Source organism: Sphingomonas endolithica, assembly GCF_025231525.1.
GTDB classification, from domain to species: domain Bacteria; phylum Pseudomonadota; class Alphaproteobacteria; order Sphingomonadales; family Sphingomonadaceae; genus Sphingomonas; species Sphingomonas endolithica.
Map to the genome: position 1 here is coordinate 405,797 of NZ_CP103057.1, position 13,843 is coordinate 419,639.

Genomic DNA, 13,843 nt, shown 5'->3' on the forward strand with positions numbered 1-13,843 from the left:
CGATCCGCCATCTATCCTGTTCGCTCGTCGTGTCCGTCTCATAGGGTTTTGTCATGTCTCGTTTGGTGGTTACGCTGATCGTCGTTCTGGTTGTGGTCATCGGCGGGCTGTTCGTGCTGTCCGGTATGGCCAATGAAAAGCCGCCGGTGCGCGTCGAGAAAGTGGTGCCGCTTGCGAATCTTTCGAACTAAGACTGCGGCGGCGGCGATTGCCGTCTGCGTGCTCGGTGCCGGCATCGCGCTGGCGCAGGACAGTCCCGAATCACTGTTGCCGCCGGGGTTCAACGAGCCCGTTGCGCCGCCCGCGCCGCAGCCCACCACAGCACCGGGGCCGCGCGCGCCCGGTGGGCTGACTCTTGCGCCGACGACACTCGGCCGACCGGCGGCACCTTCCGCGCCGGAGGCCGGCGGTGACGACGCGCCTGCCGATCCCGCCGCCGACGCGTTGCTGGCCGAAGCACAGGCAGCGGCGCTGGCTCAGGCCAAGGCGCGCTACGAGGCTGCCTTGTCCGCACGGCGATCGCTGACCAGGGTCGGCCCTGCCGGGCCGGCCGAGGGGGCTTTGGGCCCGGATGCGTTCCGCGGTGTGAACGGTGTGTTCGCCGAGACGTTGATGCGCCGCCTGGATGCGCCGATCGCCTCGCGCTGGCTGTCCATCGCACTGCGCAAGACATTGATGTCGCGCGTCGATACGCCGGCGGATGTCGGGGGTGCGGATTTCGCGGCCGAGCGTGCATGGCTGCTGCTGCGGATGGGCGAATCGGTGGCCGGCCGGGCCGTGGCGGAGTCGGTCGATCCCGAGCATTACACGCCGAAACTGTACCAGGTCATGATGCAGGCGGCACTCGCGACCGGCGATCCGGGCGCATTGTGCCCGGCGGTGAACGGCGGCGCGGCGCTGGCGGGCGAACGCGGCTGGGTGTTGGCCAAGGGCATGTGCGCGGGGCTTGCCGCGCAACCTTCCGCGCCGATCATGAAGGCGCTGGAACGCAAGGGTGTCGCGCGCGGCATCGACATGCTGCTCGCGCGCAAGGTCGCCGGCATGGGAGCGAGCGGGCGGCAGGCGATCACGGTCGAATGGGCCGGCGTCGATCAGCTGACGGCATGGCGCTTCGGTCTGGCGCTGGCGACCGGCACAGCAATCCCGGAGACCCTGCTCGGTACGGTCGCGCCGCACGTACAATCGTGGCGCGCGCTGTCGCCGATGCTGTCCGTGCGCGATCGCATTGCGCCGGCCGACTATGCAGCGGCGCGTGGGGTTCTCTCGAGTGCAGCCTTGGTCGATCTGTATGGCGCGATCGATGCCGATGACGATCAGTCGCTGGCCGAGATCAGCGTCGCGCGCGATCTGCGCACGGCCTATGCGGCAGGCACGCGCGCCGAGCGGATGACCGCGCTGCGCGGCTTGTGGGACGAACCCAAGACCGCCGATGGCCGCTATGCCAGGCTGATCCTGACCGCCCGCGCCGCCGCGCGCGTGCCAGTGGACACCGCCGAGGCAGATGTCGGGCGGCTCGTGGGCTCGATGCTCGCGGCGGGCCTCGATCGCTCGGCATTGCGCTGGCGCGAGCGGGCCGAGCAGGGCAGCGATGCCTGGGCGATGCTGTTGCTGGCCAATCCGGACGTCGCGCCGCAAATGCCTTATCGGCAGGTGAGCGCCTATTCCGACGATGCGCTGAAGCAGCGGATGCTGTTTGCCGGGCTCGCCGGGCTCGGGCGATTGTCTCGTGACGATATTTCGCGTGGCGCCGAGGCACTCGACGTCAAGGTCGGTGCGGAGAATGGCTGGACCAGGGCGATCGATCGCGCGGCCCGGCTGGACCAGCCGGGCTTGGTCGTGCTGCTGGCGGCAATTGCCATGCAGACGAGCGACTGGCGCGGCGTGCCGCCCGAGGCGCTATACCGCATCATCGGCGCGATGCGCGCCGTGGGGCTGGGCGGGCAGGCGCGGATGATCGCCGCCGAGGCGATCGCGCGGCTTTGAGCGCCGCCATCGAGGGGCTGCAGGATCGCGCGCTGATCGAGCGCTTTCTCGAGATGATGGCGGCCGAAGCCGGCTCGGCGAAGAACACGCTGGCGGCGTATCGTAGCGATCTGACGCTGGCATCGGACTTTCTGGACCGCCGGCTGGGGGCGGCATCCGTTGCCGACCTGTCGCGGCTGGGCGAGCATTGGCTGGCGCTGTCACGCTCCAGCGTGGCGCGCAAGTCGGCGGCGCTCAGGCGTTTCTTTGCGTTCCTGGCAGACGAGGGCCTGCGCGCCGACGATCCGGGCAGCGCGCTACCCCGGCCGGGCACTGCCCGCGCGCTGCCCAAGACGCTGGAGCATGCGGATGTCGATCGGCTGTTCGCGGCGATCGCCACACGGCTGGCGCGCGATCCGCTCGACCCTAACGACCTGCGGCTCGCTGCTCTTGTCGAGCTGCTGTACGGTTCGGGGCTGCGCGCGACGGAACTCGTCTCCTTGCCGCGCAACGCGATCGCGCCCGACCGGCCGTATCTGATCCTGCGCGGTAAGGGCGGGCGCGAGCGGCTCGTGCCGATCTCCGATCGCGCGCGGGCGGCGGTGGCGGCTTGGCGGGATACGCTCGCGCAGGACCGGGCATGGCTGTTTCCGTCCGGTAAGGCGCATCTGTCGCGCGTGCGGCTGTATCAGTTGATGAAGGCATTGGCGGCGGAAGCGGGGATACCGCCCGAGCGCGTCAGCCCGCACGTGCTGCGCCATGCCTTTGCCACGCATCTGCTCGAAGGTGGGGCGGATTTGCGCGCGCTGCAATCGATGCTGGGCCATGCCGATATCGCCACGACCGAGATCTACACGCATGTCGACAGCGCGCGATTGGTCGAACTGGTCAACACGCGCCACCCATTGAGCGATGCGCAGCGCATGCCACGCGTTGACGGCACCAAGGGAGAGGCTTAACCGCCTGCGGCTTATGGCAAGCTTTCTCGACTTCGAAAAACCGATCGCCGATCTGCAGGGGCGGATCGACGATCTACGCGAAACCGCCGCCGACGGCACGGTGGACGTCGACGCGGAGGTCGGGCGGCTGCAGGCCAAGTCCGACAAGGCGTTGCGCGACACCTATGCGCGGCTGACGCCGTGGCAGAAGACGCAGGTGGCGCGGCATGGCGAGCGGCCGCATTTCAAGGATTATGTCGCCGGGCTGTTTGACGACTTCACCATGCTGGCGGGTGATCGCGCGTTCGGCGATGACCAAGCGATCCTGGGCGGCCTTGCGCGCTTTCGCGGGCAGCGCGTGATGGTGATCGGGCATGAGAAGGGCGACGACACCGCCAGCCGGCTGCAGCACAATTTCGGCATGGGTCGGCCGGAAGGTTATCGCAAGGCGATACGGCTGATGCAACTGGCCGATCGCTTCGCCCTGCCGGTCATCACCCTGGTCGATACGATGGGGGCTTTTCCCGGTATTCAGGCCGAGGAGCGCGGTCAGGCCGAGGCCATCGCACGGTCGACCGAACAATGCCTGGCGCTCGGCGTGCCGATGGTCGCGGCGGTAGTGGGCGAGGGCGGATCGGGCGGCGCGATCGCGCTGGCCGCGGGCAACCGGGTGCTGATGTTCGAGCACGCCATCTATTCCGTGATCTCGCCCGAGGGGTGCGCGTCGATCCTGTGGCGTACCGCCGATCGTGCGGCGGACGCGGCGGAGGCGATGAAGGTGACCGCGCAGGATCTGAAAGGGCTGGGGGTGATCGATACGATCGTGCCGGAGCCGCTGGGCGGGGCGCACCGCGACCCGGCGGCGGCGATTGCTACGCTGGGTAGTGCGATTGGCGATGCGCTGGCGGAATTGAGCGGCATGGTGCCCGCTGAATTGCGCCGCTCGAGGCGCGAGAAGTTTTTGACAATGGGTCGGTTGTAACGCCGGCCAGACTACAATCGGCAGCATCTGTCAGTCACCAACAAAAGGGCGGCGGAACCTGGTTCCGCCGCCCCGATCGTTTGCGACGTGCGCTTGTCTTACGACGGCGCGGTACCGCCCATCGACGTGTTGACCTTCGTGAAGGTCGCCTTGAGCTGGTTGCCCAGGCCCTGCATCGCGGCAATCGCGGCAACCGCGATCAGTGCGGCGATCAAGCCGTATTCGATGGCGGTCGCGCCCTTGCTGTTCTTGATGAAGTTACGAATCTTCTGCATTTCCGGTCTCCAGTTTTATGTCTTCAGTACCCGGCCGAACCGGAAGACCGGATCGACAGGGTCGGCGTAGCGGCCGAACGTTGACAAAGGCTTAAGCCGCAATGCGGCAGGTTCAGCGGTAGGTGACTGCTCGGTCGACTTTCGTATTAACGCCGTTCCACATCGTGGTGGTCGTATTGGCGACCTCTGCTAACGACGCGATCATGGCGATCACAATCAGTGCCGCAATCAGCCCGTATTCGATCGCTGTGCCGCCGCTGTGGTCGCGCGCCAGCTTTTTCATGAAACGCGCGATCATCTGGTGCCCCAAGCCCGGTACTTCTTTTTGGGGAGGTAATGTGGAAGGGTTAAGGCATGTCTAAAGCACCCACGCACCTGTTCCCCGTCGTGGCGGCCGCGTTGATCGACAATGAGCGTCGCGTTCTGGTGCAGCAGCGGCCGCCCGGACGACAGCTGGCTGGACTGTGGGAATTCCCCGGGGGCAAGATCGAGCCGGGTGAAACGCCGGAGGCGGCATTGTCCCGCGAGTTGATGGAGGAACTGGGCATCGTCGTCGCGCCCCAGGACCTGATGCCGCTGACGTTTGCTAGCGCCGCGCATGGCGAGGGGCACCTGCTGCTTCTGTTATATGCATGTCGCAAATGGTCGGGCGAGCCAGTGGCGCTGGATGCGGTCGCGCTGCGCTGGACGAGTGCGGCGGCGTTGCGGACGCTGCCGATGCCGCCTGCCGACGCGCCGTTCATCCCGGTGATCGAAGCCTTGATGTGAGGCTCAGTCGGCCTTGTTCACGGTGAAATCGAAGCGGATGCGCACCCACGCACCGATCAGCGTCTTGCCGCCGACGCGCGGCGGTCGGACGAGGAACTGCCACGAGGCCAGTCGCAGCGTCCGGGCCAGGCCGGACCCGACGGGTGATTCGCCGAGCGCCCGACAATTCTCGACATGGTATCGCTCCACCGTGCGGCAGGCGATCAGCGCCCAGCCGGATTGGCGCGTGCCGGGGGGCATGTAGAAGGCCAACTCGGCGCTCGTCGGCTCGCGATACCATTCGGCATTGTATAGCCGCTCGCCGCCCGGGCCTTCCCCAGGCCCATAGGCAGCGCCACTATCCTTGCCCTCACCGGTGCCGCTGGCGGCGCTGCCCTTGCCCGCTGCGATCTTCGAGACGTCGGCTGCCTGGAACATTTCCTTGCCGCCGATCAGTTCCGGGAAGGGCGGGGTCGGGGGCACGGGTGCGGTCGAGGCTGGGGCATCGGGCGTCTTGGGAGCAGGACGCGGCGCGCCACCGCTCGGGCGCTTGACCTTTTCCACGGCGCCCGGCGACGGCGTCTTCACCGCGCGCGGTTCGGGCAGGACCTGGAAGGTGGAGAGCGGACGATCCGCATCACGCGGGCGATCAGGGTCCGGCGCGAGCTTCAGCATCAGCAGCAGCACGATGAGATGCGCAGCAACGGCCAAAGCGATCGACGTCGCGCGACGCCGGGGGGAGGATGGTTGGAAGGACGCCGCGGACATCGGAGGCACGCCTAGCTGGTGCGATTGTGCGCCGCAACGCGCCGGTGAACTTGGCTATAGTAATCGCTTGGAGGCCCGACCGGGAATCGAACCCGGGTGCGAGGATTTGCAGTCCTCTACGTCACCACTCCGCCATCGGGCCATGCCAAGCGAGGCGGCGCAATGCACAAGGCACGGGCTTGCTGTCAACCATTGCCGCGTTTTTTGACGTATCGGTCGCTTGGCGCGGCGGCGGCGGCGCGATACATGTTGCGCGGACATAATAGTGTATTGCACGACTAAAACAGTTATGCGACAGATAGGCCGATGATGATGACGACCGAGAATTTTGCCGATCAGGCTGCCATGCGCCACGCGATGGTTGCCAGCCAGCTGCGTACCAATGCGGTGAGCGACGCGCGCGTCGTGGCGGTCATGGCCCGCGTGCCGCGCGAGCAATATCTGCCCGAGGCGGCGCGGGACATGGCCTACCGCGACACGGCGTTGCCGCTCGGCCGCGGCCGGTACCAGAACCTGCCGATCGCCACCGGCCGGATGCTGACCGAGGCGCAGTTGCTGGCGACGGATCACGTGCTGGTGGTGGGTGCAGCGGGGGGCTATACCGCCGCGGTGCTGGCGCAGATCGTCGCCTCGGTGGTCGCGCTGGAAAGCGATCCCGCGCTTGCGGCGCTCGCGCGGACGGCGTTGGAGCATGAGCGACGGGTCGAGATCGTCGAGGGATCGCTTGAGGTTGGCCACGCCGAAAGCGGGCCGTACGATCTGATCTTCGTCGATGGCGCGATCGAACAGGTGCCGGACGCACTGATCGCCCAGCTCAAGCCAGAAGGGCGGATGGTCGCTGGCCTCGCCGAAGCTGGCATCTCGCGGTTGGCGGCGGGGCGCCGGTCTGCGGGCGGTTTCGCGTTGCTGCCCTTTGCCGATATCGATTGCGTACCGCTACCGGGCTTTGCCCACGTCAAGACGTTCACCTTCTGAAAGATGCCGATGCGACGGACCCAATTGCTTGCCGGATCGGCTTTGTTGTTGATCGCCGCCCCGGTCAGCGCCGAAACGCTCAAGGATGCGTTGCTCAAGGCGTACAACACCAATCCCACGCTCACCGCCGAACGCGCGAACGTGCGCGCGATCGACGAGAACGTGCCGATCGCGCGCGCCGACGGCCGGCCCGCACTGAATCTGACCGGGGGGTATAGCGAGGCGCTGCTGCAGGGGCCGGGCACCAACAGCATCAACTCGCCGGATCGGCGCACGAATGCCGATACGCAATTGACGGTCCCGATCTTCACCGGCGGCGCGGTACGCAATTCGATCCGCGCCGCGGAGACGCGCGTCGATGCCGGACGCTTCGGCCTGCGTGGTGCCGAATCCGATCTCTTCACCGCCGTGGTCGGCGCTTATATGGACGTCATTCGCGACGAGGCGATCGTCGGGCTCAACACGCAGAATGTGCGCGTGCTCGACGTCAACCTGCAGGCGAGCAACGACCGCTTCCAGGTCGGCGATCTGACGCGGACCGATGTTGCCCAGTCGCAGGCACGCCTGGCGCTTGCACGCGCGCAGTTGCAGACCGCGCAGGCGCGCCTGATCTCCAGTCGCGAAAATTATATCAGGCTGGTCGGCGATGAACCGGGCGTCCTGGACACGCCACCGCCGGTGCCTGGCACACCGGCCGGCGTCGACCAGGCGGTCGAGGTTGCGCTGCAGGACAATCCCTCCTTGCTCGCGGCGCAACGGTCGCGCGATGCGACGGCGTTCGACATCAACGTGGCCCGCGCCAGCCGCTCGCCACGCGTCGGGGTCGTGCTGGGGGCGGGTTACTTCAACTATCTCGGATCGCTCGGCGCCGGCAGTGGCGTGGATGTCGGCAGTCAGTCGGGCACGACCGGCACGGCCGGCCTGTCGCTGACGCTGCCGCTGTTCCAGGGCGGCCGCCCCGCCGCGCAGATCCGCCAGGCGCAGGCGCGACGCAGCCAATCGATCGAGCAGGTCACCGAAGCCGAGCGCGCAGTGGTCGCCAATACGCGCGCCGCTTATGCGGTGTGGAAATCGTCCGAGCAGGTGATCGCATCGGCCGAAACCGCGGTCTCAGCCAACCGCCTGTCGCTGGAAGGCGTGCGGGCCGAGAACAGCGTGGGCAATCGCACGATCCTCGACATCCTCAACGCCGAGCAGGAGTTGCTCAACTCGCAAGTGACCTTGGTCACCGCACGACGCGATTCCTATGTCGCGCGCTTTGCGTTGCAAGCGGCGATGGGCCGCGCCGAAGCCGACGATCTCGGACTGGAGGGCGGCGCGCTCTACAATCCGGTGACCAATTACGACCGTGTGAAGAACCGCTGGTCCGACCGTGGGCGTGATGTCGACCCGCAGCCGGTGGCTACCCGAACCAACGAATCAAAGCCGCAGGGTTCGGAAGTCACGCGCCCGCTCGATCCCATTCTGGATACTCCGGTTGACAGGGACGCGGTAAACGCGCCAAGCAAACGTCCTTAACGGGCCGCTGACGAGCGGTCGGCCGGATTGCGGCAATTGTTGATAGGGTTTGTCGATGGGGGATGTCAGCGCCGAGCCTTCGATGGAGGACATCCTGTCCTCGATCAAACGCATCATCGCCGAAGAGGGTGATGCAGCGACCGCCGCGGCGCGCGGCATCCGCAAGCCGGCGCGCATGTCCTCGGGGCCGCGCGCCGATATCGACCAGTTGCGTGACGATTTCGGGCATGACGAGATCCTCGAACTGAGCGATCCCTTTCGTGGCGAGGAGGACAGAATGCCGCAATCCCCGCCTGCTTACACGCCCGCCCAAGCCACGGCGCCCGTAGCCTCCGCCCCGCCGCCTGCACCATCGGTCGAGCCGATCCTGTCGCCCCAGGCGACACAGGCCACGCGGGGGCCGCTGGAAGCTTTGTCGCGGATGGTGGTGAAGCCCGAAGTGTCCGGATCGGATACGCTGGAGGGCTTGGTGCGCGAGATGATCCGACCGATGCTGCGCGACTGGATGGACGCCAATCTACCGAGCATGGTCGAGCAGATGGTGGCGCAGGAAATCGCCCGGATTACCGGGCAGCAATAGCCACGCCGACGGCTTCGTTCGAACGACACCTGGTCCCCCGCGAACGCGGGGGCTCATAGCCACCCGCGACACCGCTTGGAACCCTGGACTCCCGCTTTCGCGGGAGAACAGGTTAGCGAATTGACGCCCGTTGCTCCTTCGGCCCGATCCGTTCTACACCTCCGATCCATGAAGACGATCCTCTCCGCGAGTGTCCTCGCGATCGCTGCCGCCGCCACTCCAGCCGCTGCCCGCCAACTCACCATCGACGACGTGATTTCGTTGTCGCGCGTCTCGTCGCCGGTGGCCTCGCGCGATGGTCGCTGGCTGGTGTGGCAGCAGCGCGAGACGGATCTTGCGGCGAACAGGGGGAGGTTCGATCTGTGGCGGCTGGATCTCTCCAGCAAGGGCGCCAAGCCGGAGAAACTCGCGGCCGAGGCCGACGCCAACGAGACCTCGCCGCAAATGTCCGCCGATGGTCGCACGATCTACTACCAATCCGACAAGGGCGGCGACGATGCGATCTGGTCGATCGGCGTGGATGGCAGCAACGCCAGGAAGCTGACCGGCTTTCAGGGCGGGTTCGGCGGCTTCAAGGTGGCGCCTGGCGGCGACAAGATCCTGGTCTGGGCCGACCGAAAGCCAGGCGCGCCCAGCCTGGCGCCGGCTCTGGTGAAGAAAGACCCGTTGGCGGGGGAGGGGCGGACGTACGATCAGTTGTTCGTGCGGCATTGGGACACGTGGAGCAATGGCGACCGCTCGCAATTGTTCGTGCTGCCGCTTGGTGCCGATGGTGCGCCGGGGGACGGCACAGCGATCGGCGGTGCGCTGATCGGCGATGCGCCGTCCAAGCCGTTTGGCGGTGCCGAGGAGGTCGATTGGAGCGCTGATGGCAAGACGGTGTATTTCGCCTTGCGCGAGGCGGGCCGCATCGAGCCGCTGTCGACCAATCTCGATATCTTTGCCGTACCGGCGGATGGCTCGGCGGCACCCGTCAACCTGACCGCGACGAACAAGGGCACCGACAATCTGCCGACGGTGTCGCCGGATGGCCGGTTCCTGGCCTATTTCGCGATGGCGCGCGCGGGCTTCGAAGCAGACCGGCAGGTGCTGATGGTGCGCGATCTCTCCAGCGGGCAGGTGCGTGCGCTGACGCAGGACTGGGATCGCTCGGTCGCGTCGATCGCCTGGAGCCAGAACGGCAAGACGATCTACGTCACCGCCGACGATACGCAGGAAACACCCGCCTTCGCCGTCGATACGGCGAGCGGCAAGGTGACGCGGCTGACCCAAAGCGGGCATGTGTCGGGCGTAGTGCCGACGGCCAAGGGGGTGGTGTTCGCGATGAACAGCCTGACCGCGCCGGACGATTTCTACCGCCTGTCGGGCAAGAAGCCGGTGCGCCTGACCTCCGTCAACGCCGCCAAGCTGGCCGGGATCGAGATGCCGACGGTCACCCGCTTCAACTTCACGGGCGCCGATGACGATACCGTGTGGGGCTATGCGGTGAAGCCGGCCGGCGGCACCGGTAAGGTCCCGGTCGCCTATATGGTGCATGGCGGGCCGCAAGGGTCGAGCAACAACAGCTGGTCGTATCGCTGGAACCCGGCGGTGTTCGCGGGCGCCGGCTACGGCCTCGTCGCCGTCGATTTCCATGGCTCCACCGGCTATGGCCAGAAGTTCACCGATGCGATCAGCGGCAACTGGGGCGGCTGGCCGCTGGAGGACCTGCAGAAGGGCCTGAAGGCGGCGACGGACAAGTTCGGCTGGCTCGACGCCGACAATGCCTGCGCCTTGGGTGCGTCCTATGGCGGCTATATGATGAACTGGTTCGAAGGCCAGTGGCCCGATCGCTTCAAGTGCATCGTCCAGCATGACGGCGTGTTCGATGCGCGCGCCATGGCCTACGAGACCGAGGAATTGTGGTTCGACGAGTGGGAACATGGCGGCAAGGCCTATTACGAAGATCCGGCGGCGTTCGAGAAATGGAACCCGGTGAATTACGTCGACAGGTGGAAGACGCCGATGCTGGTGATCACCGGCGAGAAGGATTACCGCATCCCCTACACGCAGGGGTTAGCGACATTCACCGCCTTGCAGCGCAAGGGCATTCCGTCACGGTTGCTGGTCAACCCGAATGAGAACCACTGGGTGTTGAAGCCGAACAACTCGCGGCAATGGTATGGCGAGGTGCTCGGGTGGATGGATCGGTATACCAAGGCCCCCGCGAAATAGCATTCCGTCACCCCGGACTTGTTCCAGGGTCTACGGCGCCGCACGATCTTCGGCCGTTTATTCGCGGCACGGTGGACCCCGGAACAAGTCCGGGGTGACGAATGTGGGAGCCTTGGCTAAAGCCACCCGCATGACCGAGCTCCCCAAGACCTTCGACCCCGCCGAAATCGAATCGCGCTGGTATGCGCATTGGGAGGAAAGCGGCAGCTTCCGCCCCGACCGGCCGGGGGCGGAGCCGTGGACCATCGTCAATCCGCCGCCCAACGTCACCGGCAATCTGCATATCGGCCACGCGCTGGACAATACGTTGCAGGACATCCTCGCGCGCCACGCGCGGCTGAAGGGCAAGGATGCCTTGTGGGTGGTCGGCACCGATCATGCCGGCATCGCCACGCAGATGGTGGTCGAGCGGCAGATGGGCGCGGCGGGCCAGAAGCGTACCGATCTCACGCGCGAAGAGTTCGTCGAAAAGGTGTGGGCGTGGAAGGAAGAGAGCGGCGGGACAATCACCCAGCAGCTCCGCCGGCTGGGCTGCTCGATGGACTGGAAGAACGAGCGCTTCACAATGGACGCGGGCTTCTCCAAGGCCGTGCTGAAGGTGTTCGTCGACCTGCACAAGGAAGGGCTGTTGTACCGCGACAAAAGGCTGGTGAATTGGGATCCAGGCCTCGGTACCGCGATCAGCGACCTCGAAGTCGAGACACGCGAGATCAAGGGCAGCTTCTGGAAGCTGCGTTATCCGCTGGAAGACGGATCGGGCTTTATCGAGGTGGCGACGACGCGCCCCGAGACGATGCTCGCCGATATGGCGGTGGCGGTGCACCCGACGGATGCCCGCTACACGGCGTTGGTCGGCAAGAAGGTCAAGCTGCCGATCACCGGCCGGCTGATCCCGATCGTGGCGGACGAGCATGCCGATCCGGCATTGGGTTCGGGTGCGGTGAAGATTACGCCAGGGCATGACTTCAACGATTTCGAAGTCGGCAAGCGCGCGGGGCTCAAGGCGGGCGAGATGCTCAACATGCTCGATGCCAAGGCGAGCGTGACGCAGGTGTCGGACGGGCTGATCCCGGCCGAGCTGCTCGGCCTATCGACCGCGGACGCGCGCAAGGCGGTGGTCGCGCGGCTGAAGGAAGAGGGCTTCCTCGTTCCTTATGTCGACAAGGACGGCGCCGAGCACGACGCCGAGCCGCGCACGATCCAGACGCCCTATGGCGATCGCTCCGGCGTGGTGATCGAGCCGTGGCTGACCGACCAATGGTATGTCGACGCCAAGACGCTGGCGCAGCCGGCGATCGAGGCGGTGCGCTCGGGCGCGATTCGGATCGTCCCGAAGACGTGGGAGAAGACGTTCTTCAACTGGATGGAGAATATCCAGCCGTGGTGCGTCTCGCGCCAGCTCTGGTGGGGTCACCGGATCCCGGCCTGGTTTGGTGACGATGGCCAGATCTACGTCGCGTTGAGCGAGGCAGACGCGCAGGCGCAGGCCGGGCCGGACGTGACGCTCGAGCAGGATAGCGACGTGCTCGACACGTGGTTCTCCTCCGCGCTCTGGCCATTCGCGACGATGGGTTGGCCCGAGGACAGCAATCCGACGCTGCACGGCCGCTACCCTAATGACGTGCTCATCTCAGGCTTCGACATCCTGTTCTTCTGGGACGCCCGCATGATGATGCAGGGGATGCACTTCATGAAGGATGTGCCGTTCCGCACGCTCTACCTGCACGGCCTGGTCCGCGCCGCGGATGGCGCCAAGATGTCCAAGTCGAAGGGCAATACGGTCGATCCGCTCGGGCTGATCGACCAGTATGGCGCGGATGCGTTGCGCTTCTTCATGGCGGCGATGGAGAGCCAGGGCCGCGACATCAAGATGGATGAGAAGCGCGTCGAGGGCTATCGCAACTTCGCCACCAAGCTGTGGAACGCCGCGCGCTTCTGCCAGTCGAACGGCATTGGGGCCAGCACCACGCTGGAGGCGCCCAAGGCCGAGCTTGCCGTCAATCGCTGGATCATCGCCGAGACGATACAGACGGTGCAGGCGGTCGATCTGGCGCTGGCCGATTACCGCTTCGACGGCGCGGCCAATGCGATCTACCAGTTTGGCTGGAGCCGTTTTTGCGACTGGTATATCGAGCTGATCAAGCCGGTGCTGGGCCAGATGGACGCGCCGGCGACCGGACCCGAGGCGAACGAGACACGTGCGGTGGCGGGCTGGGTGCTCGTTCAGCTGCTCGTGCTGCTGCACCCGTTCATGCCGTTCATCACCGAGGAATTGTGGTCCAAGATGGGCCCGCGCGAGACGGACCTGATCGTGTCCAAGTGGCCGATGGCGGATGCGCGCGCGATCGATCCGGCGGCGGCGCAGGAAGTGGACTGGCTGATCTCGCTGGTCAGTGACATCCGGGCGGCGCGCGTCGAGCTCAACGTGTCGCCGGGGGCGAAGCTGCCGATGCATGTCCGCGGCGCCGGCGATCTGACGCAGGGGCGCCTCGCGCGCAACGCGGCGGTGCTGTCGCGGCTCGCGCGGGTCGATCTGGCGGAAGGCGATTTTGCCGGGCAGGGCGGGATCCAGGTCGTCGCCGAGGAAGCGACGTTCATCATTCCGCTGGATGGCGTGATCGATCTCGACGCGGAGAAGGCGCGGCTGACCAAGGCGATCGCGGCGGTCGAGAAGGAGCGCGACACGCTGGCTGGGCGGCTGGGCAATGCCAGCTTCGTCGAGCGGGCCAAGCCGGAAGCGGTGGAGAAGGCCAAGGCCGACCATGCCGACAAGGCAGCGGAAGCGGAGCGGCTCGGCGCGGCGCTGGCGCGGCTGGGTTGAGCCTGTTTTCAATGCCGTCATCCCAGCGGAAGCTGGGATCTTCGTGGGGTGAGCGGGGCGCGT

Annotated in this window: 13 protein-coding genes and 1 tRNA gene; 10 read left to right on the top strand and 4 right to left on the bottom strand. The window is 66.4% G+C overall.

Annotated features, from left to right (window positions below):
- Positions 1-53: 53 nt before the first annotated feature.
- From NV382_RS02105 to NV382_RS02120, 4 genes are read left to right on the top strand one after another with little or no spacing between them, the layout of a single operon-like run.
- Positions 54-191: a hypothetical protein gene (locus NV382_RS02105; RefSeq protein ID WP_260598901.1), complete on the top strand. Its 138-nt coding sequence runs from the start codon at positions 54-56 to the stop codon at positions 189-191.
- Positions 172-1,983, top strand: a complete 1,812-nt coding sequence (locus NV382_RS02110) for a hypothetical protein (protein ID WP_260598902.1) — start codon at positions 172-174, stop codon at positions 1,981-1,983. The genes NV382_RS02105 and NV382_RS02110 overlap by 20 nt, the downstream gene beginning before the upstream one ends.
- Positions 1,984-2,036: 53 nt before the next feature.
- Positions 2,037-2,921 carry a tyrosine-type recombinase/integrase gene (locus NV382_RS02115; protein ID WP_260600276.1) on the top strand — a complete coding sequence of 295 codons (885 nt, stop codon included), beginning with the start codon at positions 2,037-2,039 and terminating at the stop codon, positions 2,919-2,921.
- 13 nt (positions 2,922-2,934) lie between these two features.
- Positions 2,935-3,882, top strand: a complete 948-nt coding sequence (locus NV382_RS02120; RefSeq protein WP_260598903.1) for an acetyl-CoA carboxylase carboxyltransferase subunit alpha — start codon at positions 2,935-2,937, stop codon at positions 3,880-3,882.
- A gap of 98 nt (positions 3,883-3,980) precedes the next feature.
- Here NV382_RS02120 and NV382_RS02125 read toward each other — a convergent pair whose 3' ends face one another.
- Together NV382_RS02125 and NV382_RS02130 are read right to left on the bottom strand one after the other, a co-directional pair.
- Complete coding sequence (locus tag NV382_RS02125) at positions 3,981-4,157, bottom strand: Flp family type IVb pilin (protein WP_260598904.1); 177 nt, start codon at positions 4,155-4,157, stop codon at positions 3,981-3,983.
- A gap of 112 nt (positions 4,158-4,269) precedes the next feature.
- On the bottom strand, positions 4,270-4,455 hold the full coding sequence (locus tag NV382_RS02130) for a Flp family type IVb pilin (protein ID WP_260598905.1): 186 nt from the start codon (positions 4,453-4,455) through the stop codon (positions 4,270-4,272).
- 56 nt (positions 4,456-4,511) lie between these two features.
- On the opposite strand from NV382_RS02130, the gene NV382_RS02135 reads away from it, so the two are divergent.
- A complete protein-coding gene (locus NV382_RS02135; RefSeq protein ID WP_260598906.1) occupies positions 4,512-4,925 on the top strand; it encodes a (deoxy)nucleoside triphosphate pyrophosphohydrolase in 414 nt (137 codons plus the stop codon).
- Between the two features lie 3 nt (positions 4,926-4,928).
- Here NV382_RS02135 and NV382_RS02140 read toward each other — a convergent pair whose 3' ends face one another.
- Complete coding sequence (locus NV382_RS02140; RefSeq protein WP_260598907.1) at positions 4,929-5,672, bottom strand: hypothetical protein; 744 nt, start codon at positions 5,670-5,672, stop codon at positions 4,929-4,931.
- A gap of 68 nt (positions 5,673-5,740) precedes the next feature.
- A tRNA-Cys gene (locus NV382_RS02145) sits at positions 5,741-5,814 on the bottom strand.
- A gap of 167 nt (positions 5,815-5,981) precedes the next feature.
- On the opposite strand from NV382_RS02145, the gene NV382_RS02150 reads away from it, so the two are divergent.
- From NV382_RS02150 to NV382_RS02170, 5 genes are all read left to right on the top strand, one after another.
- Entirely contained in the window at positions 5,982-6,647 is a 666-nt protein-coding gene (locus tag NV382_RS02150) for a protein-L-isoaspartate O-methyltransferase family protein (RefSeq protein ID WP_260600277.1), read from the top strand.
- A 9-nt stretch (positions 6,648-6,656) separates the two neighbouring features.
- Complete coding sequence (locus NV382_RS02155; RefSeq protein WP_260598908.1) at positions 6,657-8,165, top strand: TolC family outer membrane protein; 1,509 nt, start codon at positions 6,657-6,659, stop codon at positions 8,163-8,165.
- Positions 8,166-8,220: 55 nt separating this feature from the next.
- A complete protein-coding gene (locus tag NV382_RS02160; RefSeq protein ID WP_260598909.1) occupies positions 8,221-8,745 on the top strand; it encodes a DUF2497 domain-containing protein in 525 nt (174 codons plus the stop codon).
- Positions 8,746-8,913: 168 nt separating this feature from the next.
- Complete coding sequence (locus NV382_RS02165; RefSeq protein WP_260598910.1) at positions 8,914-10,959, top strand: alpha/beta hydrolase family protein; 2,046 nt, start codon at positions 8,914-8,916, stop codon at positions 10,957-10,959.
- 130 nt (positions 10,960-11,089) lie between these two features.
- The gene (locus tag NV382_RS02170) at positions 11,090-13,780 is read left to right on the top strand and encodes a valine--tRNA ligase (protein ID WP_260598911.1); all 2,691 of its coding nucleotides are present in this window, start codon (positions 11,090-11,092) and stop codon (positions 13,778-13,780) included.
- The last annotated feature ends 63 nt before the right edge of the window (positions 13,781-13,843 follow it).